General features: G+C 37.4%; 22 protein-coding genes. All 22 read right to left on the reverse strand.

Annotated features, from left to right (window positions below; translation table 11 throughout):
- Positions 1-27: 27 nt before the first annotated feature.
- Positions 28-405 (reverse strand): DUF1828 domain-containing protein, encoded by a 378-nt coding sequence (locus tag B2008_RS01900; RefSeq protein WP_281828463.1) that lies wholly within the window; start codon positions 403-405, stop codon positions 28-30.
- A 32-nt stretch (positions 406-437) separates the two neighbouring features.
- Positions 438-1,052 (reverse strand): temperature-sensitive replication protein, encoded by a 615-nt coding sequence (locus tag B2008_RS01905; RefSeq protein ID WP_281828464.1) that lies wholly within the window; start codon positions 1,050-1,052, stop codon positions 438-440.
- 114 nt (positions 1,053-1,166) lie between these two features.
- Positions 1,167-3,512, reverse strand: a complete 2,346-nt coding sequence (locus tag B2008_RS01910; protein ID WP_281828465.1) for an ATP-dependent RecD-like DNA helicase — start codon at positions 3,510-3,512, stop codon at positions 1,167-1,169.
- Position 3,513: 1 nt separating this feature from the next.
- Complete coding sequence (locus B2008_RS01915) at positions 3,514-4,152, reverse strand: tetratricopeptide repeat protein (protein ID WP_281828466.1); 639 nt, start codon at positions 4,150-4,152, stop codon at positions 3,514-3,516.
- Position 4,153: 1 nt separating this feature from the next.
- Positions 4,154-4,813, reverse strand: coding sequence for a histidine phosphatase family protein (locus tag B2008_RS01920; RefSeq protein ID WP_281828467.1), 660 nt, complete (start codon positions 4,811-4,813; stop codon positions 4,154-4,156).
- 47 nt (positions 4,814-4,860) lie between these two features.
- Positions 4,861-5,688 (reverse strand): Cof-type HAD-IIB family hydrolase, encoded by an 828-nt coding sequence (locus tag B2008_RS01925; RefSeq protein ID WP_281828491.1) that lies wholly within the window; start codon positions 5,686-5,688, stop codon positions 4,861-4,863.
- A gap of 115 nt (positions 5,689-5,803) precedes the next feature.
- Entirely contained in the window at positions 5,804-6,931 is a 1,128-nt protein-coding gene (gene mnmA, locus B2008_RS01930; protein ID WP_281828468.1) for a tRNA 2-thiouridine(34) synthase MnmA, read from the reverse strand.
- 6 nt (positions 6,932-6,937) lie between these two features.
- Positions 6,938-7,279, reverse strand: a complete 342-nt coding sequence (locus B2008_RS01935; RefSeq protein WP_281828469.1) for a DUF1831 domain-containing protein — start codon at positions 7,277-7,279, stop codon at positions 6,938-6,940.
- A 48-nt stretch (positions 7,280-7,327) separates the two neighbouring features.
- Entirely contained in the window at positions 7,328-8,485 is a 1,158-nt protein-coding gene (locus B2008_RS01940) for a cysteine desulfurase family protein (RefSeq protein ID WP_281828470.1), read from the reverse strand.
- Complete coding sequence (locus B2008_RS01945; protein WP_281828471.1) at positions 8,486-9,181, reverse strand: 5'-methylthioadenosine/adenosylhomocysteine nucleosidase; 696 nt, start codon at positions 9,179-9,181, stop codon at positions 8,486-8,488.
- Between the two features lie 18 nt (positions 9,182-9,199).
- Positions 9,200-9,520: a hypothetical protein gene (locus B2008_RS01950; RefSeq protein WP_281828472.1), complete on the reverse strand. Its 321-nt coding sequence runs from the start codon at positions 9,518-9,520 to the stop codon at positions 9,200-9,202.
- On the reverse strand, positions 9,513-10,088 hold the full coding sequence (locus B2008_RS01955) for an NUDIX hydrolase (RefSeq protein WP_281828473.1): 576 nt from the start codon (positions 10,086-10,088) through the stop codon (positions 9,513-9,515). Before B2008_RS01955 ends, B2008_RS01950 begins: the two co-directional genes overlap by 8 nt.
- A gap of 21 nt (positions 10,089-10,109) precedes the next feature.
- Complete coding sequence (locus tag B2008_RS01960; protein WP_281828474.1) at positions 10,110-10,316, reverse strand: cold-shock protein; 207 nt, start codon at positions 10,314-10,316, stop codon at positions 10,110-10,112.
- Entirely contained in the window at positions 10,316-13,099 is a 2,784-nt protein-coding gene (gene ileS, locus B2008_RS01965) for an isoleucine--tRNA ligase (RefSeq protein WP_281828475.1), read from the reverse strand. Before ileS ends, B2008_RS01960 begins: the two co-directional genes overlap by 1 nt.
- A 215-nt stretch (positions 13,100-13,314) precedes the next feature.
- The gene (locus B2008_RS01970; protein ID WP_414671990.1) at positions 13,315-14,064 is read right to left on the reverse strand and encodes a DivIVA domain-containing protein; all 750 of its coding nucleotides are present in this window, start codon (positions 14,062-14,064) and stop codon (positions 13,315-13,317) included.
- Between the two features lie 14 nt (positions 14,065-14,078).
- Positions 14,079-14,879, reverse strand: coding sequence for an RNA-binding protein (locus B2008_RS01975; protein WP_281828477.1), 801 nt, complete (start codon positions 14,877-14,879; stop codon positions 14,079-14,081).
- A 10-nt stretch (positions 14,880-14,889) separates the two neighbouring features.
- Positions 14,890-15,171: a YggT family protein gene (locus B2008_RS01980; protein ID WP_281828478.1), complete on the reverse strand. Its 282-nt coding sequence runs from the start codon at positions 15,169-15,171 to the stop codon at positions 14,890-14,892.
- A gap of 3 nt (positions 15,172-15,174) precedes the next feature.
- Positions 15,175-15,615 carry a cell division protein SepF gene (locus B2008_RS01985; protein WP_281828479.1) on the reverse strand — a complete coding sequence of 147 codons (441 nt, stop codon included), beginning with the start codon at positions 15,613-15,615 and terminating at the stop codon, positions 15,175-15,177.
- Positions 15,616-15,630: 15 nt separating this feature from the next.
- Entirely contained in the window at positions 15,631-16,971 is a 1,341-nt protein-coding gene (gene ftsZ / locus B2008_RS01990) for a cell division protein FtsZ (protein ID WP_281828480.1), read from the reverse strand.
- Positions 16,972-16,985: 14 nt separating this feature from the next.
- Complete coding sequence (ftsA, locus tag B2008_RS01995) at positions 16,986-18,335, reverse strand: cell division protein FtsA (RefSeq protein WP_281828481.1); 1,350 nt, start codon at positions 18,333-18,335, stop codon at positions 16,986-16,988.
- A 62-nt stretch (positions 18,336-18,397) separates the two neighbouring features.
- On the reverse strand, positions 18,398-19,252 hold the full coding sequence (locus tag B2008_RS02000; RefSeq protein WP_281828482.1) for a cell division protein FtsQ/DivIB: 855 nt from the start codon (positions 19,250-19,252) through the stop codon (positions 18,398-18,400).
- A gap of 16 nt (positions 19,253-19,268) precedes the next feature.
- Entirely contained in the window at positions 19,269-20,375 is a 1,107-nt protein-coding gene (gene murG / locus B2008_RS02005) for an undecaprenyldiphospho-muramoylpentapeptide beta-N-acetylglucosaminyltransferase (protein WP_281828483.1), read from the reverse strand.

The raw sequence follows: 20,375 nt of genomic DNA on the forward strand, positions 1-20,375 counted from the left end.
CTTGGTTATTTTATAACCAAGCTTTTTTTAACCCAAATATGATATTGCCAATTGAAGCTGTGATAATTTAACAATCGCTTGCGCTAAATTATCTTGATCGGTTGTTACCGAGATTTCACAATGCTTTTCATCATAATCAAAACCGGCCCCTATCGCAATTGCTTCTGCTGTTTCATAAAGTTCTTGATCGCTTGCACCTGGATCCAGTTTGAAAAGCATTCGACCCTCATCGCTAATTTGATACAAATTATCAACCTGTTTAACAAAGCAATAAATCGTGTCACCATAAGAATCAATTTCAGTTGTCGCCACTTCAAAGGTATCTGAACTAACCGGAATAACAGCGGTATTTCTTGCAACCCAATTGCCAAGTTCACTTTGAATAAATTCTGCTTTAAGCTTCACCTTTTGTTCGCACTCCTTAAAAATATTTTGCTCTAACCTGCTTCTTCCAAAATATGTTTTAACTCAACCGCATCATAATATGGAATAATGATTTCGCCATTTTCGTTTTCTTCAAGCTCAATTTGCTGGCGTAATTTTCGATATTGTTCTTGATGCGCTTTACCTATTAGTTGTAAAAACTTCTTTTCGGCAATTCCATATTTTTTAAAACCACTCTTTAAGTAATTATTCGGAAAGACATCCCTAAAATCTGTCAATTCATAATAAGGTTCACCGTCACTGCCAAAGTATTTTATTTCAATATTTTCTAGTTCAATAAAAGCCCCTAATTGCTTCGAAATTTCTGGCAGCATCTGCGCTAATTCGGAGATGGTTTTCCCTGTTCTTTCTTTTTTAGCTTGCGGATGCAACTTCAACCAAGCTTTACGTAATTCATTTCTATCTGTCCGCAAAGAAATAATCTCTTTAATTTTGGCTAAAGCATTCGTTTGCTTCTTCTTAGCTTGACGCCACTTTAATTCTCCTAGCATTTGTCGATATTCAGGGCGAAGCGGCTGCTTAACTACATTCCAAATAAAGTAGAGCTTATCTGTTGAATATTTAGATAAATCTTCATCGCGCCATTTTAATTCATAATATGAACTCATTGCAATTCTTCTTTTCCCAAAACAAAAGCCCCAAGCTAAACTTAGGGCGAATGACATTGGACTTTGACTCTAACATCTAATATTTTAACTTATTTTACTGGCTTTTAGAAGCGATTAACGAGCTTTTAAGCTAATATCCTGCATCCCAATCATTGGATCAATTTCACCTGAATAGATTTTTTCTTTAGTTAAAATATAATCTTCTTGTTCTGCTGATTTTGGTGGCAGCTTTTTTGCAGCATCATCATTTGACTGATCAACTTTCAGTTCTTTTTGAAACTTTGCAGTTAAGCCGGTCTTTCGATCATTGCCAGGAGTATTCAAAGCCGTAATATATGCTCGCGGCTCACCTACTAGCACGAGATTCTTCTCCGCTCGCGTAATTGCTGTATAAAGAAGATTTCTTTTTAGCATGACGTAATTTTGCATAGTTAAATTCAAAACTACCAGCGGAAACTCAGACCCTTGTGATTTATGAATAGTAATTGCGTAAGCCCGTGTCAAATCAGACAGGTCTTTTTTATTAAATTCAACCTCACGTTCATCAAAATTGGCAATCAAACATTTATCGGAACTGTGATCATCAATGCCGACGACTTTACCAATCTGTCCGTTGTAAATGTCTTTTTCAGGATTGTTCTGCAGCTGCAAAACTCGATCACCAATACGGAAATTTTCGTTATGAGCCTCAACCTGTTTGCTTTTGGCTTTTGGTGGATTCATAATTTCCTGCAAAATATCATTCAAATTAATAATGCCACCATTGCCGTGATACATTGCACCGAGGACTTGAATATCATCTTTAGAAAACCCCCGTTTTAACGCCAATTCGACAATTTGTCCGACAGCATCTCCGACTACTTGCGGCTGACAAGGGATAAATGAATAGTTTTTGGTTTTCTTGAACAGCTCATCCTGATTTTTGCCGTCATTTACGTCATGGGCTAAGGTAATAATCGTCGAATCATCGCCTTGACGGTGAATTTGTTTCAAAATCGTTGTTGGAAAAGCATGTGATTTGATCAGATCACTAAAAACATTCCCAGCTCCGACTGATGGCAGCTGATCCTTATCTCCAACAAAGACGATATGCCGAGTTTGATTGATGCTAGAGACCAATTGCTTAAACAGGAACATATCAACCATTGACATCTCATCAATAATTAAAATTTCTCCATTCAATTCGTTAAGTTCGGCTTCATCCGTTTCGCCAATTCCTAGACCAAGCAACCGGTGAATAGTTTTTGCAGCAATGCCGGTGATTTCACTCATTCTTTTAGCTGCTCTGCCTGTTGGTGCAGCTAGTAAAAACGGTGGGTCTTCACTGTATAATGCAGAAGCTGGAATATCGGCCAACTGCCGTAAAGACAGCAAGATGCCGTTAATAATCGTTGTTTTCCCAGTTCCGGGACCACCTGTCAAAATCGAAACTGGATTATTCAAAGCATTTTTGATTGCAGCCTTTTGTGTATCATCATACTTGATTTTTAACTTTTTTTCAGCTTCTTCAATAGCATCTTCCATCTCGCTATCAGAGTATGTTTCGTCATGCTGGTCTTGCCGGCGTTGTACTAAATTTTTTAGCGTTCGGGCAATATTTACTTCAGTTTCATAAATATTAGATATAGCTGCATTTTCACCATCAACGACAACTTTACCGTTCTTTTGCAGCGTATTTACTTCTTTAGCAATTGGATCAAAGGCCGAAATATCAAGCATTTTACTGCTTTCAGTTAACAATTCAGCTAATCCAACATAAGTATCGCCACTGCTGGTTAAAGCATCAATTAAAACTTGATAAACTGCCCCTTGGATTCTCTTAGGATCATCGGCCTTAATATTTAATTCACGACCAATGATATCTGCCGTTTTAAAGCCATAGCCTTGCACTTCAGCAATCGCTGCATAGGGATTTTGCTGCAGCTTTTTTAAGGCCTCGCCATGATAGAACTGATATAGACGAGTGGCAACCTTCTTCTTAACGCCATATTGGGCTAATTTTAAAATTATCTCTGAAAAGGAGTCCATTGAATTAATTCCTGATAAAAGACTGTCCTTCTGCTTTTGCGTTAAGGCCAAGGTATCGATCTTAGCAGGATTATTTTTCAAAACATCCAAGGCATTAAGTCCAAGTTCATCAATAATTTTTCCTGCAGCTTTTAAGCCGATGCCAGGAAATTTGTTTGAACTTAAATATTTGGTCAAACTGCCTTCCTCATGTGGCATCACTTGTTGATAGCTATCTGAACGAAATTGCAGACCAAATTTGTCATGCATAATCAGGCGACCATCAAATTGATAGCGTCCTGCAATCTGGATTTCGCCAAAGCTGCCAGTGACCTTTATTTCATCACGAGGATAGCCTTCAAGTTTGCCAAGTATTTCTACATCAAGGATTTTGAACATATCCTGATCATTTTCAAAGACAATGCCGTTGACTTTTCCTGTAAATTTAACCATTTTAATTGTCCTTGCCGCTTATTAAGCCTAGTAAATTACCATATTGCTGCTGCGTTTCTTGATAATATTTTGGATCCATTTGTTTTGCCTGAGCAAAATACTTTTCTGCTTGATCACGATTATCAGCGAATAAACTAACTCCCAAAAGAAAATAAACTTTTGCTGTTCTTTTTTCTTCTGGAATTTTTAGATAGCTTGTCTCAGCCTGTTTTAAATTGCCTAGACTAAGCCAAATATCGCCAATCAGTTCTAAAACTCGCTCGTCAATTTTTTTGATGGTTAATGCATATGCAAGTGCCTTTTGACCCTGTCCCAGTTTTAAATAAACTAGTGCTTTTTGATATAAAGTCAAATCATCATTTTCAATTTGATCAAGCAAAGCCAAAGCTTTATCAAAATCACCTTGACTGTAATAACAAACAGCCAGATTATAGTAGAGCTCTTGAGGCTTTTTTACCAAATGTTCAGCCTGTTCAAGCAGCTTTTGTGCTTGATCGCTGCTGCCCTGCTCAAGCAAGTATGTCGATAACTGCAAATAGTTTTCAACATTTTGCGGGTGATCATCAATTTTTTGAATTAATAAATGAATGGCGCGGTCAACTTTGCCCGCGTCATATAAGTCTGCTATTTTTTTATCCATTTTAAAGTGAATCAGTTTTTGAAAGTTTTCTTCCTAAATAATCCGTCTCATTCCAGATTACCGGATGAAAAGTTTTGCCACCATCTTTAGTCTCCAGAACCGTCAAACTAGTGTTGCTCAAGCCGCCACGTTTACGTACGTCTTTTAAAGGATAGCCTAATAAACCACCCATGATTGCTGATAAAGCAGCACCATGACTAACTGCCAAGATTTTATCGTCATCTTCTGGAAAACGCTGAGCCATTTCTGTAGCAAAATCTTTGCCGCGTGCAATAACATGTTCGTAGGTTTCGCCATGCAATTCTCGTGGATCGTATTGATCAGGATGATGCCAAAAGTTATCAATTTGTTTAGGATACTTTTTGGCAGCATCGTCGAACTTCATGCCTTCCATATCGCCCAAATTGAACTCACGCAAGCGTTCATCAATCACTACTGGCAACTTAGCGTTCATTGCATCATCTATGCCCTGAGCCGTATTAAAAGATCTTTGAAGAGGGCTAGCAAAAATACCACGAAACTTGGTGCCTTTTAAATGCTGTCCAAGTTTTTGGATATCTTTTAGACTTTGGGGCAATAGGGGTGAATCTCCGTGACCACCTTGAAAGCGACTGGCTAAATTCCATTCAGTTTTTCCATGACGAACAAAATAAATTTGCATAATTTTTATCTCCTTAGAGACCATTGTAGCAAAAATATGACTTAAGTTTAATCCTTAGCTGGCTTTAAAATAAACCGTTCAATTGCTTCGCCAACCCCGCCTTGATTGTTATTAGCTGCAGTAATAAAATCACAGTCCTTTTTCATATCAGGAACGGCATTTTGCATCCCAATTCCTAAACCAGCAGCTTGAATCATTGACAGATCATTCCAGTTATCACCAAGCGCCATTGTTTCTTCAGGCTTAATGCCAAGCTTATCAGCTAACCAGATTAAACCGGTACCCTTATTGATGCCAGCATGATTTAATTCCAAAAATCTGTTAGATGAATATGAAACATCTAAATCAGCGGTTTCGTTTTTGATCTTATCTGCTACTTCATGAAGATAGTTCATATTTTGATTGCCATAAATCATCTTGGCAATTTTTTCACCTTTTAAGAAGCTAAGATCAGTTTGATCATCAATCTTTTCAACAGGATGACGTACTTTCATATAATCAAATTCATTATCGCTAGCATGGTACAAGTATACTTTTTCCTTAGTATAAACGTGAATGCAGACGTCAAAGTTCTTGCCAATATTAAATAACTCTTCTGCCTTCTTAAAAGGGATGCCAGTAAATTTTAAAATCTGATTATCCTTGTTTTCACTAATGCAGCCACCATTAAAAGAAATCACGTATTCATCAGCCTTATTGTACAAGTTCAGCTCTTTTAAAATATTAGCAATTGCAACATAGCCTCTGCCCGTTGCCGGAACAAATTTTACTCCTAGTGACAGTGCCTTTTTGATTGCCTCGCGGTTGCGTTCACAAATTGTTGAATCATCACTGATTAAGGTTTCATCAAGGTCACAGGCAATAAGTTTATACATCATTGATTTCCTTTCTCACATATTGGTCTATACAATATTAGTTTACCATCAAAATTTTTCTTTCAAAATAAAAACAGAGATAAAACTTTGCTCGTTTTATCTCTGTTTGTTCTAATTAAATTAATTGCAGCTGCTTTTCATGTTGGTAAGCCGCGTCAATAAAGCCGCCACCCAAGCACTCCTCGCCATTATAAAGCACAAGTGCTTGACCAGGCGTTACTGCACGCGCTGGTTCATCAAAAAAAACATCAACTCTATTATCTGCCGCGTGATATTTTACAGTAACGCCAACATCACATTGACGATAGCGAAACTTTGCAGAACAATGAAATTCAACATCATGATCAGGCTTGCCAGTGAAGAATGACATGTCACTTGCCTTAAGTTCAGTAGCATAAAGCAATTTGCTGTCATAGCCTTGCTCAACGATCAATTCATTCTTCTTCAAATCTTTACCGACAACAAACCATGGATCTGTTGATTGTTTGGTAGACCCCAGTCCTAAACCTTGTCTTTGACCAATTGTGTAATACATTAATCCAGCGTGCTCACCGACTACGTGACCATCTGGCGTCACCATTTTTCCAGATTTTGCTGGCAAAAATTCACTCAAGAACTTTCTAAAGTTTCTTTCACCAATGAAACAAATTCCAGTTGAATCTTTTTTCTTGGCCGTAGCTAAACCATTGGCAAGTGCAATTTCACGTACTTGTGGCTTAATTAAATCAGCTAAAGGAAAGATAACTTTTTTAATTTGCTCTTGACTCAACTGACTTAAGAAATATGTTTGATCCTTATTGCCATCTTTAGGGCGCATCATATGCACGATTCCATTTTCATCTTTGACAGTCTTAGCATAGTGTCCCATTGCAATATAGTCAGCATCCAGATCCATAGCGAATTCTAGGAACGATTTAAACTTGATTTGGCTATTGCACATAACATCGGGGTTAGGCGTTCTGCCTTTTTTGTATTCGTTTAAGAAATACTCAAAAACCCGGTGCCAATATTCTTTTTCAAAATTGATTGAATAATAAGGAATGCCGATTTTATCAGCAACTTTTTTAACATCTTCATAATCTTCAGTTGCGGTACAAACACCAGCATCATCGGTGTCGTCCCAATTTTTCATGAAGACGCCAATTACGTCATAGCCTTGTTGTTTAAGAAGAAGTGCAGAAACAGAAGAATCCACGCCTCCACTCATGCCGACAACGACTCTTTTTTTCTTATTATCTACCATCAAAAATCAATCCTTTACTGGAACAATAATTTTACGCTCCTCCAAATCTTTCAAAATATAATTTAAAAGATCGACAGTTGGGGCCAATTGCTTGTTCTTAAAAATATTAACCTTTTGCAAACCATTGCGATCAGTAACAACCATGGTCAGATGTGACAACTCCTTGTTGATTGTCATCTTGAGCTTAGTTGGCGCATTATAAGGTGAATCATTATACAAGGGATGTTCATAGTTAAAATTGCCTTTAGCAGTCTTCATAAAGCCTGCATCAATTAAAGCATATAACTTAATATCCGGACTCAAAGTGAATTTTCGTTTATCACCATTAATCACAACTGTATTTGCCATTTTAATTCCTCGCTTATTAATAATAAGTCACTTTCTTTTTGAAAGCAACTATTTTTCACTGGATTGTTTTTCTTGAGCAATTTCTGCCAATTTCTTTGCAAACCGGCTGACTTCTTCATCTGTATTGTAACGACCAAAAGAAATCCGGATAGATTCCTTGATTCTAGGAGAATCAGCTCCAAAACAAGCAATCAAAACATGTGAAGGCTCTAGTGAACCTGCTGTACATGCTGATCCGCCAGACACTGCATAGCCATTTAAATCAAGCATCGTTTGCAAAACAGTAGTGGAGACACCATCAATCTGCAAATTCAAGACGTGATGAGAGACATTTTCTCCTCGTCCACCATTAATATGATACTTGATCCCTGCTTTATCAAGCGTATTCAAAATAATATCTTGAAAATGCTTATATTTCTTTTGCAGAGAGGCATGGCCCATCGTCATTAACTCTTTAACAGCTTCGCCAAAGCCGGCAATACCAGGAACGTTTTCCGTTCCGGCTCTTCGCTTCATCTCCTGCTCCCCACCAAGTACCAGGTCAGGAATCGTTATCTTGCTATTTTCATATAAAAAGCCTAAGAATTTAGGTCCATTAATTTTATGCGCAGAAACGGACAAGAAATCAATCTTCATCTTCTTAACGTCTAAATCAATTGAGCCCATCCCTTGAACGGCATCTACATGAAAATAAGCATTGCTATCAGCCACTAGCTCACCAATTTTTTGAATTGGCATAATTGAGCCTACTTCATTATTGACAGCCATGATTGAAACCAAAATCGTGTCCGGAGTTAGTTCCTTTTTCAACTGATCAAGAGAAATATGTCCGCTTTCGTCGACATCAAGATAAACCACTTCGTAGCCTTGTTTCTCTAATCTCTTCATCGGATTTAAAACGGAAGGGTGTTCAATTTTAGTGGTAATTATTTTTTTGCCGATATCTTTGCGACTGTAAGCTGTACCAAAAATAGCTGTATTATTGCTTTCTGAGCCGCCAGAAGTAAAGATGATCTCACCATCTTGAGCATTAATCGCCTGCGCAATCTGATGACGTGCCTGATCGATAACATGTCTTGCCTGTCTGCCCAGTTGATACGTGCTAGAAGCATTGCCAAAATCATTTTTCATTTGGTCAGTGATCACATCGATTACTTTTGGCGACATTGGTGTCGTAGCAGCGTTATCTAAGTAAATCTCACTCATTTAATCAATCTCCTCTACATAATCACAGATTAATTTTGCAGCCTTAGCTCCAACTTTTTTAACAAAAGCGTCAAAGTCTTCATTGGCGTCTTCATCACCGTTATCAGAGATTGCTCGCATCGCAATCAAAGGCTTATTGAAGTGATATGCGACTTGTGCGAAAGCTGCTCCTTCCATTTCTACGCCAAGTGCATCTGGAAAATTCTTCTTAATTGTCTTCTTTTGTGCATCAGACGCAATAAATGAGTCACCAGTTACAACTAAGCCTTCCTTATAATCAACGCCCTTAGACTTTAAATATTGGCCAAATTTTGCTCTTTCAGGTGAATCAAGCTTAAAGCGTGCAGGTTGTTGTGGAATCTGTCCTTCAACATAATCACCCGCCATCGTATTATGCGCATCATGGTATGCAAATTCGCTAGGAAGAATCAAATCTTCTTTATGAACGTCGGGATTCATTGAACCAGCTGAACCTGTCATAAAAATCATGTCAATATCAACGTTGCTCAATAAACTAGCCAAATTCATAGCTGCTTGCACTTTGCCAATTCCACTCAAGCCAATGTAAACATCGTTACCATTAACAGAAAAATGTTCGAATACAGTTGATCCGAACATTTCCTTATCTTCTGAGTGAAAGTATTTGCGGTAATAAGCAGCCTCAATTTCCATTGGGACAATAATCGCAATCTTCATACTTTTCCTCTATTCTTTTTATAAATGAAACAGTGCCAAAAGCACTAATATGATCAGAACGAACACTATCAGAATAGCACGATTCAATCTCTTTTTCAGTCTTAAACTCTTATCTTCTCGCGACAAGCCAGTATCAATTGGTTCAGAATTATTTGCAAATTCTTGACCATCATCAGTAAAGTATCGTCTCTCCGTTTGAGTTCTTTGAAATTCCGGATTGACGTCTACTTTCTCTTCGGTGCTATCTTGATCAGCAAAAGCCGATCTAATATGATGTAAAAGCTTTTTACCTTTTTTTCTTGATTGTTGTCTGCGGTAATCAGAACGTTTTTCAGCCATCTTTTTCCTTCGTATCTTGGGCACTAGTTAATAACATATTCTCCCAAAATGTAATGGCATAAACCGTTTTAGCATCAACAATTTTGCCTTCAGACATTAACTTTTTTAAATCATCCAAACTATACCAGTCTGCAGTCAAAAACTCGTCTGCATCAAGCGAACGCTTTTCTTGCAGCTTGGTTAAAGTATCACAATAGAAAAGATACAGCTTTTCATCGGTAAAACCAACAGAAGAATAAAATTCTGCTACTTTTTCCCAATAATCAGCTTCATAGCCGCCTTCTTCATTAAGCTCACGCTTAATTGCATCTAGCGGACTATTATCTGCTTCGTCAATTAAACCAGCCGGAATTTCAAGAGTTAAGGCTTTAATTGGCTCACGCCATTGCTTAACCAGCAGCATCTGCTTTTTATCATCAATTGCAATTGCTGCCGCTGCAGGCTGGTGCTTAACTACTTCTCGCGTTGAAGTTTCTCCGTTTGGGAGCTTAATTGTTCTAACATATAAATCAACAATTCGACCCTTAAATATGGTTTGAGAAGAAATTTCTGTTTCTTTTAAATCCATTCAAACTTCCACCTATCTTAATTAGTCAGCCAAATATACATTCACGCATTGCAAACCATTTTTGCCTTGCGCTAATTGATATTTCACTCTTTGGCCAACCTCTAATCGTTTATATTCTTCTTCTTTAATAGCAGTATAGAAGACAAAGTAAGACTTATGGTTCTGCTCATCGGTGATAAAACCATAGCTGCTTCCTTCATCAAACTGTTTTACTGTTCCTAAACGCATTATTTCTCAAGTCCCTCTTCGACAGCTTCTGGGAAATTAGCCTCAACAATTTCAGCACAACGACCACAAAGCATTGGCAATTTTGGATCCTTGCCGATGTCGTTTCTGATCATTCGACAACGTGGACAAACTTCGCCTTCTGCGTGTTCAACAACAATTGCAGCATTATTAAGCTTTTCAGCATTTGCTGGAGCTTCACCATAAACAATTGTTAGCTTAGAAACAATCAAAATTTCTCTGAAGTTTGCCTTCAAATCATCGAGCATTGCCTTAGTTTCTTTATCAGGATAGATCGTAACAGCTGCTTCAAATGATTTACCAATCAGTTTATTATTTCTTGCGTCTTCCAATGCCTTCAAAACATCATCACGAAGATTCATGAATTTATGCCAGTTTTCAAGCAATTCTTCACGATTTTCGTAAGTTACAACTTCTGGCATGTTAGCAAGTTGGACATAGTCTTCTTTTTCTTTCAAAAAGCTCCATACTTCTTCCATCGTGTGTGGCAAGATTGGTGTTAAAATTTTAGCTAATTTAACTGCAGCATCATAAATTACAGTTTGCATTGAACGACGTGCATGACTGTCTTTAGCTTCAATATAAAGAACATCCTTAGCAAAGTCTAAGTAGAATGATGAAAGATCATTTGAAATAAAGTTAAAGACCTTCTTGAAGACAGTTGAGAAGTCATATTTATCGTAAGCAGCAAGACAGTCTCTAATCAAATCATTGAGCTTTACTTCCATGTATTGGTCGACAGAACGCAAATCTTCATAAGCAATCCGATTTTCTTCCGGATCAAAATCGCTTGTGTTGGCCAACATGTAACGGAAGGTATTTCTAATCTTACGGTAGCTTTCTGCAGATTGACTCAAAATATCATACGATACGGCAACATCAGAAGAAGTATCTGCTTGAGCTACCCAGAGACGAATAATTTCGGCACCCATCTTCTTGATAACGTCATTTGGTGAAATAACATTGCCAAGTGATTTAGACATCTTGTGTCCCTTGTCATCCAACACAAAGCCTTGTGATAAAACTTGTTTGTAAGGTGCCAAGCCAGTGGTAGCAACTGAAGTAATTAAACTAGAGTTGAACCAGCCACGGTATTGGTCAGAGCCTTCAAGATAGAGATCAGCTGGGAAATGAAGCCCATCGCGTTTTCTCATGACACCAGCCCATGATGTCCCAGAGTCAAACCAAACATCCAAGATATCTTTTTCTTTAGTAAATTCGCCATTTGGTGAATGTTCTGAAGTAAAGCCTTCTGGAAGCAATTCTTTAGCAGTGTGCTTGTACCAAGCAATTGTTCCTTCTTTTTCAACGACCTTAGCTACATGTTCAATAGTTTCAGGAGTAACAATTGGAGTTCCATCTTCTGCGTAGAAAATTGGAAGTGGAACACCCCAAGCACGTTGACGGGAAATTACCCAGTCGCCACGATCTTTAATCATGTTGTAAAGGCGAGTTTTACCCCATGAAGGAATGAAGCTGGCCTTGTCAATTTGATCAAGAATTTGTTTTCTGAATGGTTCAATTGAAGCAAACCATTGCGTAGTAGCCCTGAAAATAACTGGTTTCTTAGTACGCCAATCATGTGGGTATGAGTGGGTAAAGACTTTGAGCTTAAGCAAAGCTCCACAGTCCTTAAGCTTTTGCACCATTAACTTATCGACATCCTGATAAAACATGCCGGCTAATTCAGGTACTTCATCAGTATATTTTCCTTGTGCATCAACTGGACTAAAAATTGGCAAGTGGTACTTTTGACCAACATTAAAGTCATCTTCACCAAAGCCAGGTGCAGTATGAACCAAACCAGTACCGTCATCCAAAGTTACATGGAAGCCTTCAATAACCAAGCTTTCTTTATCGTAAAGAGGATGCTTAGCAGTCATGTATTCCATGTCTGCACCCTTGATAGCCTTGATTACTTTATAATCTTTCCAACCAATTTGTTCAGCAACGCCATCAAGCAAGCCTGCAGCTACAACGTAGTTCTTGTCGCCAACGTTTACTACTACGTAATCAAACTTAGGGTTTACACAAATTGCTTCATTAGCTGGAATAGTCCAAGGAGTAGTAGTCCAGATTACAAAATAGGTATTTTCTGGATCGATAATTCCTTTGCCATCTTTAACTGGGAAGGCAACGAAAATTGAATTTGCTTTAACGTCTTTATATTCAACTTCGGCCTCTGCTAAAGTTGATTCACTTGACCATGACCAGTAAACAGGCTTCTTACCCTTATAGATGTAGCCCTTCTTATACATTTCGCCAAAAATCCTGATTTCTTCAGCTTCAAATTCAGGTTGCAAAGTAATGTAAGGATGATCCCAGTCAGCCATTACACCTAAGCGCTTGAAGTCGGTCATTTGCTTTTTAATTTGCTTTTCAGCGTATTCACGACAAAGTTCACGATACTTTGCACGATCCATTGTCTTACGATCTACGCCCTTTTTAGCAAGTTGTTGTTCAACAGGAAGACCGTGAGTATCCCATCCAGGAACATAAGGTGCGTAATAGCCATCCATGTTCTTGTAACGAACAATGATATCCTTGGAAATCTTGTTTAAGGCATGGCCCATATGAATGTTGCCGTTAGCAAATGGAGGACCATCATGCAAGTCAAAACGAGGCTTGCCTTCGTTTAACTTTAATCTTTGTTCATATAATTTATTTTCTTTCCATTGTTTTTGCCATTGAACTTCACGGACAGGAAGATTGCCGCGCATCTTAAATTTAGTTTTGCCTAAATTCAAAGTATCCTTGATTCTCATTCAAAATTCCTTTCTAACAAAAAACCTCGTCCCTAATTTAGGACGAGGTTAACCGTGGTACCACCTAATTTGAGCCAAAAGCTCCACTTATCGTTGCGTATCATGCAACTAAACGCTTAGACCCAATCGGCAGCTGATCAACTTTTAGGCTCTTTTGTTAGCCTTCCACCATCGCTAACTCGCTGAATTGCCCTTAAGTTTTACTGTCAGTCTAATTAATTCTTTCGATCTTTATAGTCGTCGGGAAAGATAATTGTAGGACCAGCTTTTAATCTGGTTCTTCTCTGTGGTTTAACATCAATTGTCTCTTCACTTGGACTATCGCCCACAATTGGTTTTGCATCGTCATTAGTAGGCTTATGAGAAGATTTTAAAGCATCTTCAGCAGATTTGTCAACTTCCTTTGACTCATCATTAGCAGTTGGAATAGGTTCAGAACCATCCTCTGGGTAATAACGATCAGTATCAAAATATTTGTCTAAAGCTTTTTGCCATTGATCATCATTTAAAATAGTAATCTGCTTTTTGAGCATCTCTTGTAATTGTGCTCTAAAAGAACCTACTTCTTCTTTAAGACGATCGTAATCTTCAGCTAGAGTATCTTTCTGTTGCTGCTCAAATTTAGTATCTGTAGCAATTTGATTTTTGGCATCGTTAATAATACTGTCTGCTTTTTCTTGAGCTTCTTTTTTAATTCGCGTAGCTGATTCTTGTGCTGAAACCAATACCTCGTTTACTTCTTGTTCACGTTGACGATATTTTTGCAATTCATTCTTAAGATTTTCATTTTCATCTTCAAATTGATCCAGTTTCTTGTTGAGATCAACTTCTTTATTCTTAAGATCAACCACTTGATCAAGAGCGTCACCATAATCGTCAACAATCTCATCTAAGAATTTGTCGACTTCATAACGATCATACCCATTTCTGCCCCGACGTTTGAACTCTTTATTATGAATATCCATCGGAGTAATTTGACTTACCTTTTTTTCTTCGTTTGCCAAAGCTTCAACACCACCCTAAATTTTCCTTTTCTTGTAGAACTAATGTTCGTAATTTGTAACCGACCAAAATGGCGCAAACTGATCACATCATTTTCTTTAATCATTATATTAGAATTTACAATATCATGCCAATTTAATTTGACAGTTCCGTCTTTAATTTGCGTTTTTAATTGCGTTCTGCTTTGCTTACTGATGCCAGCCAAAATTGCATCTAATCTTAATGAAGAAACAATTTCAACCTTTTCAATTGAATCATCTTCAGGAACAAGTACTTCTTTAAAAGAAATTGGCTGCAATTTTACCTTGCTTTTACCAATTCTAACGATTTGCTCTTCAAAATAGCTTTGCAATTCCTTTTTTGCAAAAAATTGCCATTTGCCATGTCCATCTGTAATAATATCGCCAAAAGTATCAGTTTCAATCCCAGAATTAGCTAATGTTCCTAAAATTGAGCTATGTGTCAACTTATAAAATTTGGTTGGATATTGTATTTCAAAAGCTTGGACTTGAAAGTCAGTTGTTCTAAAATTTTCCCACTCTTCACTTAGATAAACTCTTCTTTTCTCAGAATTTAGATAACCGCCAAAATCTTGCAAAAAAGCCTCATTACCAACAATTATTTTTAATATTTCCCGTTGTCCGGGATCTAAGAAATCTGTTAATAAGCTTTCATGCTTAAATACTAAGTTATTAAAAAGACCAACAAGTTTATCAACTGTTGGTCTTTCATCTAATTGAAAATGTGGGTAAAAACTACTCGCTTGTCTTTTTTCCATTAACCCACCATTAAATAAATCTGTATGCAATATTTTGGATTAATCCTTGAATCAAATAAAGAATGAAAATACCAATTACAGGCGAAATATCAATTCCTGTACTAAAAGCTAATTTAGCAATTGGTCCTCTTCTAAACAGATTCAGATATGGATTCACAATTCTGTTAAGCAATCTGCCAACAAATGAATTGGCTAAAAAAGGAAGCCAGCTCATAATTGCATCAATTACCAAAATAATGCTATAAATCCAAATAATATAGGATATTCCAACAAAAATGTAGTAACCGATCATTAACTAGTCCAAATTATCTTTCTTATCAACTAATTCACTGATCTTGCCATCAGTAACGAATTTTGGAGGTGTAGCTAAGAAGATCTTGTCGCCAATTCTTTGAATTTTACCATTTAGAGCATAAACAGTACCAGTAATAAAATCAACGATTCTTCTAGCTGAGCTATCTTCCATTCTGCTAAAGTTAATTACAACAGCCTTATTTTGCAATAAGTTTTGTGCAACATCTTTAGCATCAGAATATACACGAGGTTCATATAAAACGATTTGACTCTTGTTTGAATTCATTCCAGATTTAATAGAAACCACATTATCGCGGTTAACTGTATTCAGTGGAATTTGAGTATCATCGTTTTCTTGATCTTGAGTATATTCTTCTTCATCCACTGCATTATCATCATCGTCGGAAATTCCGAAGAATCTACCTAATTTATCAAAAGCCATCTTTCTTTCCCCCTATTAGCTTTCACCGCGGTGCTTGAAAAATGGGATATCATTATTATCATCGTCATCATCTTGTGCACTGGTTTCAATTTGTGAAATACTATTTTGATCTTCGCTGCTGAAATAGTCAAAGCTGTCATCTTGACTAGCGTTTGTGTTAGTTGGTGTAGTTCTTCTAGTAGTTTGGTCATCGTTATTTAAGCCCCAAACACTAGTTGGATCAACCATACTCTCGTGTTTAGCAGTCGTATTATCGGTATTATTGGTACTTTGATTTACTGTTGGTTGAACAGTTTGACCAATCGTTGGCTTAGTAGCTCGAGCTTCTTCAGTCTTCTTAGGTTGAGACTTGATTTGGTGGCTTCTGCCTGGCAATTGTTTTGAAGCAGCTTCTTCTGTAGCCGAATCAATTCCCGTAGCAATAACTGTGACAACTACTTCGTCACCCAAGTTAGGATTAATTGAAGTACCAAAGATAATGTTAACATCGTCACCAGCTGCCTTAGAAACAATTTCAGATGCATCTTGAGCTTCAAATAATGTCAAATCTGGTCCACCAGTAATGTTAAGCAACACTTGTTTAGCACCATCGATTGAGACTTCAAGCAATGGTGATGAAATAGCCAATTTAGTAGCTTCAACAGTTCTGTTTTCACCACTAGCACGACCAATCCCCATCAAGGCAGCACCCTGGTTTTCCATAACTGTCTTAACATCAGCAAAGTCCAAGTTAACGTAGTCTGTAGAAGTAATCAAGTCTGAAATACCTTGAACACCTTGCTTTAAGACATTGTCTGCTTCTTTAAAGGCATCCATCATTGGAGTCTTCTTATCAACCATTTCAAGTAAGCGGTTGTTGGCAATAATAACTAAAGTATCAACATATTGCTTTAATTGAGTGATACCTTCAGCGGCATTTCTGGAACGCTTCGGGCCTTCAAAACTAAATGGTCTAGTAACAACACCAACAGTTAAAGCACCAGTTTCTCTTGCAATCTTAGCAACAACTGGAGCAGCCCCGGTACCAGTACCACCACCCATTCCGGCAGTGATAAAGATCATATCTGCACCTTTTAAGGCATCTTCAATCGTTTGCTCACTTTCTTCAGCGGCTTTTTGACCAACCTCAGGATGTGAACCAGCGCCTAAACCTCTTGTCAATTTAGGCCCTAATTGAATTTTTTCCTCTGCTTTATTACTGTTAAGTGCTTGTACATCTGTATTAGCTGCAATAAATGAAACGCCTTGAACACCATCGTCAATCATTCGGTTAACAGCATTACCACCGGCGCCACCAACACCGATTACTTTAATGACAGCATTTTTATTGTCGTCTGAATCGAATGTAAAATCCATCTAATTAACCACCTTTAGGCAAAGAACTTTTTGAAGAAGTCTTTTATGCTTCCTGTTCTGTTTTTATTTTCTTTTTTCTCAGAAGAATGATCTCTTCTTTGCATTTTATCTTTATTATAAGCTTCTTTTGCTTCAGTTTCACTAGAAGTAACCGTTCTTTTCAAATTCTTGCTCTCTTTTTCTGAAGAACGACTTGGTTCAACACTGACCGGTCCACCATAAATAGCGGTATTTACCAAAAAGTCAATATCAGACATTTTATAAACATAATTTACAATGCCGTATGCAGCAGTATAAATTGGACTTCTCATTCCCATTTGTTCTGGTTGATAGATCCGCGTCTTAATATTTAAGGTATTAGCAACCAAACTATCAATGCCTTGAAGCAAACTGCTTCCACCGGTGATAATTATGCCGCCTGGCAATTTAAGAGCATTGGTTTTGACTAATCCTTTACCAATTCTCTTAATAATTTGCATTAACCGAGCATTAATAATTTCGCTTAAGTAAACCTCATCTACCATTTGTTGTCCATTCAAACCAACACTATTAACGGCAAACTTGTCATTCTTTGAAGCTAAACTTGGTTCAGCAAAGCCATAATCTAATTTGATTTGCTCTGCATCTTTCTTGGAGGTACTTAATACAACGGAAATATCATTGCTGATGTCGCTACCACCTTCAAGATCAGTCTTAGCGTATTTGATTTGACCTTCATGAATACTTGTTGCAGTGGAAGTACCGCCACCTAAGTCAAGGATAATAGAGCCAAAGGTTCTTTCACCTTCATCTAAGGCAACGCTAGCTATAGCTAATGGAGTTGGAACGAAGAAATTGTTCTTATAGCCTGCTCTTTCAATTGCCTTTCTAATATTGTGCAATGAACCTGATGGTGCAGTTAAAATAATGCCACGAACAGCCAAGCTGTGTGCAATCATCTTACGTGGATCGTCAACATCCGTCTTACCATCAATCATAAATCTGCTTGGCAAGAAAACAATTGGATCGTAGCCGTCTTTAACGGCTGACTTAATTGCAGATTGCAAAACACGTTTAACATCTTCATTGCCAACTTCTTGACCGTTATTGCTGACAGTTGTAATTCCGGTAGCTGTCTCTAATTGCAATAAGCTTACAGGTATGCCAGTTACTACTCGATAAATATTAGAATTGGTCTTCTCTGCCACTTCTTTAAGCGTTTGACTGATTGCAGCTGCGGTTTGATCAATATCAACTATTTTACCGTGCCGCATCCCTGTGTTTGGTGTTGTAACTGCACCAATTACTTTACCGTCATCGGCAACAACTGCTTTTATACTGGTGGTACCAATATCTAAGCCCACCAAAAGATTTGAATAATCCAAAATTAAGCCCCCATTAATAATTGCCTTGCAAAAATTTTAACATAAAAGTGGATTCAATACCGCTATGATATGCCATAAGCCTTCATTTCACTCTTTGTTAAAGGTCTACTAAAAGCACCGACCTCAAGATCAATTAAACTGTTTTTGCCAGCTTTCTTCTTGATCGCATTATAATATTTGATTTTTTGCTTAAAGGTAGAGATATCGCCGATAACGACATTGCCATCTTTCATCACTAGAATAATCTGTGATTTTCTAATGGCACTCCCACTCAGCAGCTTGACTTGATTACGAAAAGAAGCAGGTAAACTGTTAAAGAGCTCCAAATCATCTGTCAAAGATGTCTTCTTGCTATAGCCAATAAAAAGCGGTTTGCTCCGATCAATTTTTGACCAGGCAAGAGCATTGCTGCCAATCTTTCCATTAGATAAAAGCTTGCGATAGCCATCTTTAACTTTGATATAAGCTATTGTCGGGTATTCTTTAACATTTAATACTAACCGATTAATATGACTTATTTCAACACTGACATGCTGAATTTCTGGATATTTCTTTTCCAAATTGCTATTCAATTTTTTAGAATTGAGCCGATAATCGATTAATTTATCTGAGGCTTTTATCCCTGAACTGGACACAACTTTCTTCGAAGATAAGTCATCAGCTCCTACCACTTGAACATTATTAACATTAGCCAGTGGAGAAACATAATAGCCTAAGATGAGGACAGCTATAAGTGAAGTACCAACAATGATACCTAAGTTTTTAAAAAGCGATTTCCGACGAAAACTTTTTAGTTTAGATAATGAGGCAGAAACCTTGCTCTTCTTTTTATGATTGCGATTTTGATTTTCTTGGTGATTAAGATATGGTGATAATTCTTTTCGTGGATCTATCTTTGTCACTCTTTTTTTAGGCATCTGCCTCACCTTCTTTCTAACGAGAGATCTCTTTCATTACTTTAATAACTTGATCTGAAGCATCAGGAACACCTAAAGCCTTTGAAGCCTCAGACATCTTCTTAGCATATTTTTCATCGAGCAAAATATGATCGACAGAAGAAACGAAATTATTAGGGTTCAAATCATCTTCTGGCAATACTAAAGCAGCACCTGCTTTTTCAAGATCCAAAGCATTCTTCATTTGGTGATTATGAGTAACATTTGGACTTGGAATTAAAATTGCAGGAACACCTAGGGCAGTAAACTCAGCAATACTAGTAGCTCCGGATCTGGCAACTACACAGGTCATCTCTGGCAAAAGTGCTGGCATATCTTTAATATATGGCAAAATTTTAATGTTGCTGCCAATGTCGATCCCACCTATTTTCTTTTGAACTGCATCGAAATAATAAGTACCAGTTGCCCAAATTACTTGATATGGTTTTTTCTTCAATTCCATCAGTGATTTCAACATGATGCGGTTAATTGCAAGAGCACCACGTGAACCACCAAAGACTAAAACAGTTGGAATATTTGCACTTAAATTCAATTTTTCGGCTAAATCAATTTTTTTATTATTAAAACCTAAAACTTGTTGAGAACGAGGGTTGCCTGTCTTAACCAATTTCTTCTTTTCAGAAAATTGTTTAGCAGCGTCATCGAAAGTGTAGCAGATTTTATCTACATAGTGGCCTAAAAACTTATTTGCTAAACCAACAACAGAGTTAGATTCATGGATCATCGTTGGAATATGCATTTTGGCTGCTTCATAAACAAGAGCACCTGAAACGTAGCCACCGGTTCCTAAAACAACATCAGGCTTAAAATCATCTAAAATTTCTTTAGCACGTTTGGTTGCTTTGAAAAACAATTCGATTGTTTCAAAATTCTTCAAAGGATGCTTACGGTTAAATCCTTGAATTTTTATTGTTTTAAAGTTAATACCCGCTGCTGGAACAATCTTTGATTCCAATCCCTTTTGTGTTCCGACAAAAAGAATTTCATCATTAGTACAAATTCCGCGTTCTTTCAAACGTTCGATAATTGCCATAATTGGATAAATGTGACCGCCAGTACCGCCACCAGTAAAAATAACTCTCAT

The sequence above is a fragment of the Lactobacillus sp. UBA5813 genome, from assembly GCF_002417895.1.
In the GTDB taxonomy this organism is placed as follows: Bacteria; Bacillota; Bacilli; order Lactobacillales; family Lactobacillaceae; genus Lactobacillus; species Lactobacillus amylolyticus.

Excerpts from the sequence above, each read along its gene's own strand:
- B2008_RS01905 (WP_281828464.1), bottom strand. The coding sequence starts at position 1,052 with ATGAGTTCATATTATGAATTAAAATGGCGCGATGAAGATTTATCTAAA.
- B2008_RS01910 (WP_281828465.1), bottom strand. The coding sequence starts at position 3,512 with ATGGTTAAATTTACAGGAAAAGTCAACGGCATTGTCTTTGAAAATGAT.
- B2008_RS01915 (WP_281828466.1), bottom strand. The coding sequence starts at position 4,152 with ATGGATAAAAAAATAGCAGACTTATATGACGCGGGCAAAGTTGACCGC.
- B2008_RS01920 (WP_281828467.1), bottom strand. The coding sequence starts at position 4,813 with ATGCAAATTTATTTTGTTCGTCATGGAAAAACTGAATGGAATTTAGCC.
- B2008_RS01925 (WP_281828491.1), bottom strand. The coding sequence starts at position 5,688 with ATGTATAAACTTATTGCCTGTGACCTTGATGAAACCTTAATCAGTGAT.
- mnmA (WP_281828468.1), bottom strand. The coding sequence starts at position 6,931 with ATGGTAGATAATAAGAAAAAAAGAGTCGTTGTCGGCATGAGTGGAGGC.
- B2008_RS01935 (WP_281828469.1), bottom strand. The coding sequence starts at position 7,279 with ATGGCAAATACAGTTGTGATTAATGGTGATAAACGAAAATTCACTTTG.
- B2008_RS01940 (WP_281828470.1), bottom strand. The coding sequence starts at position 8,485 with ATGAGTGAGATTTACTTAGATAACGCTGCTACGACACCAATGTCGCCA.
- B2008_RS01945 (WP_281828471.1), bottom strand. The coding sequence starts at position 9,181 with ATGAAGATTGCGATTATTGTCCCAATGGAAATTGAGGCTGCTTATTAC.
- B2008_RS01950 (WP_281828472.1), bottom strand. The coding sequence starts at position 9,520 with ATGGCTGAAAAACGTTCTGATTACCGCAGACAACAATCAAGAAAAAAA.
- B2008_RS01955 (WP_281828473.1), bottom strand. The coding sequence starts at position 10,088 with ATGGATTTAAAAGAAACAGAAATTTCTTCTCAAACCATATTTAAGGGT.
- B2008_RS01960 (WP_281828474.1), bottom strand. The coding sequence starts at position 10,316 with ATGCGTTTAGGAACAGTAAAACAGTTTGATGAAGGAAGCAGCTATGGT.
- ileS (WP_281828475.1), bottom strand. The coding sequence starts at position 13,099 with ATGAGAATCAAGGATACTTTGAATTTAGGCAAAACTAAATTTAAGATG.
- B2008_RS01970 (WP_414671990.1), bottom strand. The coding sequence starts at position 14,064 with ATGGATATTCATAATAAAGAGTTCAAACGTCGGGGCAGAAATGGGTAT.
- B2008_RS01975 (WP_281828477.1), bottom strand. The coding sequence starts at position 14,879 with ATGGAAAAAAGACAAGCGAGTAGTTTTTACCCACATTTTCAATTAGAT.
- B2008_RS01980 (WP_281828478.1), bottom strand. The coding sequence starts at position 15,171 with ATGATCGGTTACTACATTTTTGTTGGAATATCCTATATTATTTGGATT.
- B2008_RS01985 (WP_281828479.1), bottom strand. The coding sequence starts at position 15,615 with ATGGCTTTTGATAAATTAGGTAGATTCTTCGGAATTTCCGACGATGAT.
- ftsZ (WP_281828480.1), bottom strand. The coding sequence starts at position 16,971 with ATGGATTTTACATTCGATTCAGACGACAATAAAAATGCTGTCATTAAA.
- B2008_RS02000 (WP_281828482.1), bottom strand. The coding sequence starts at position 19,252 with ATGCCTAAAAAAAGAGTGACAAAGATAGATCCACGAAAAGAATTATCA.
- murG (WP_281828483.1), bottom strand. The coding sequence starts at position 20,375 with ATGAGAGTTATTTTTACTGGTGGCGGTACTGGCGGTCACATTTATCCA.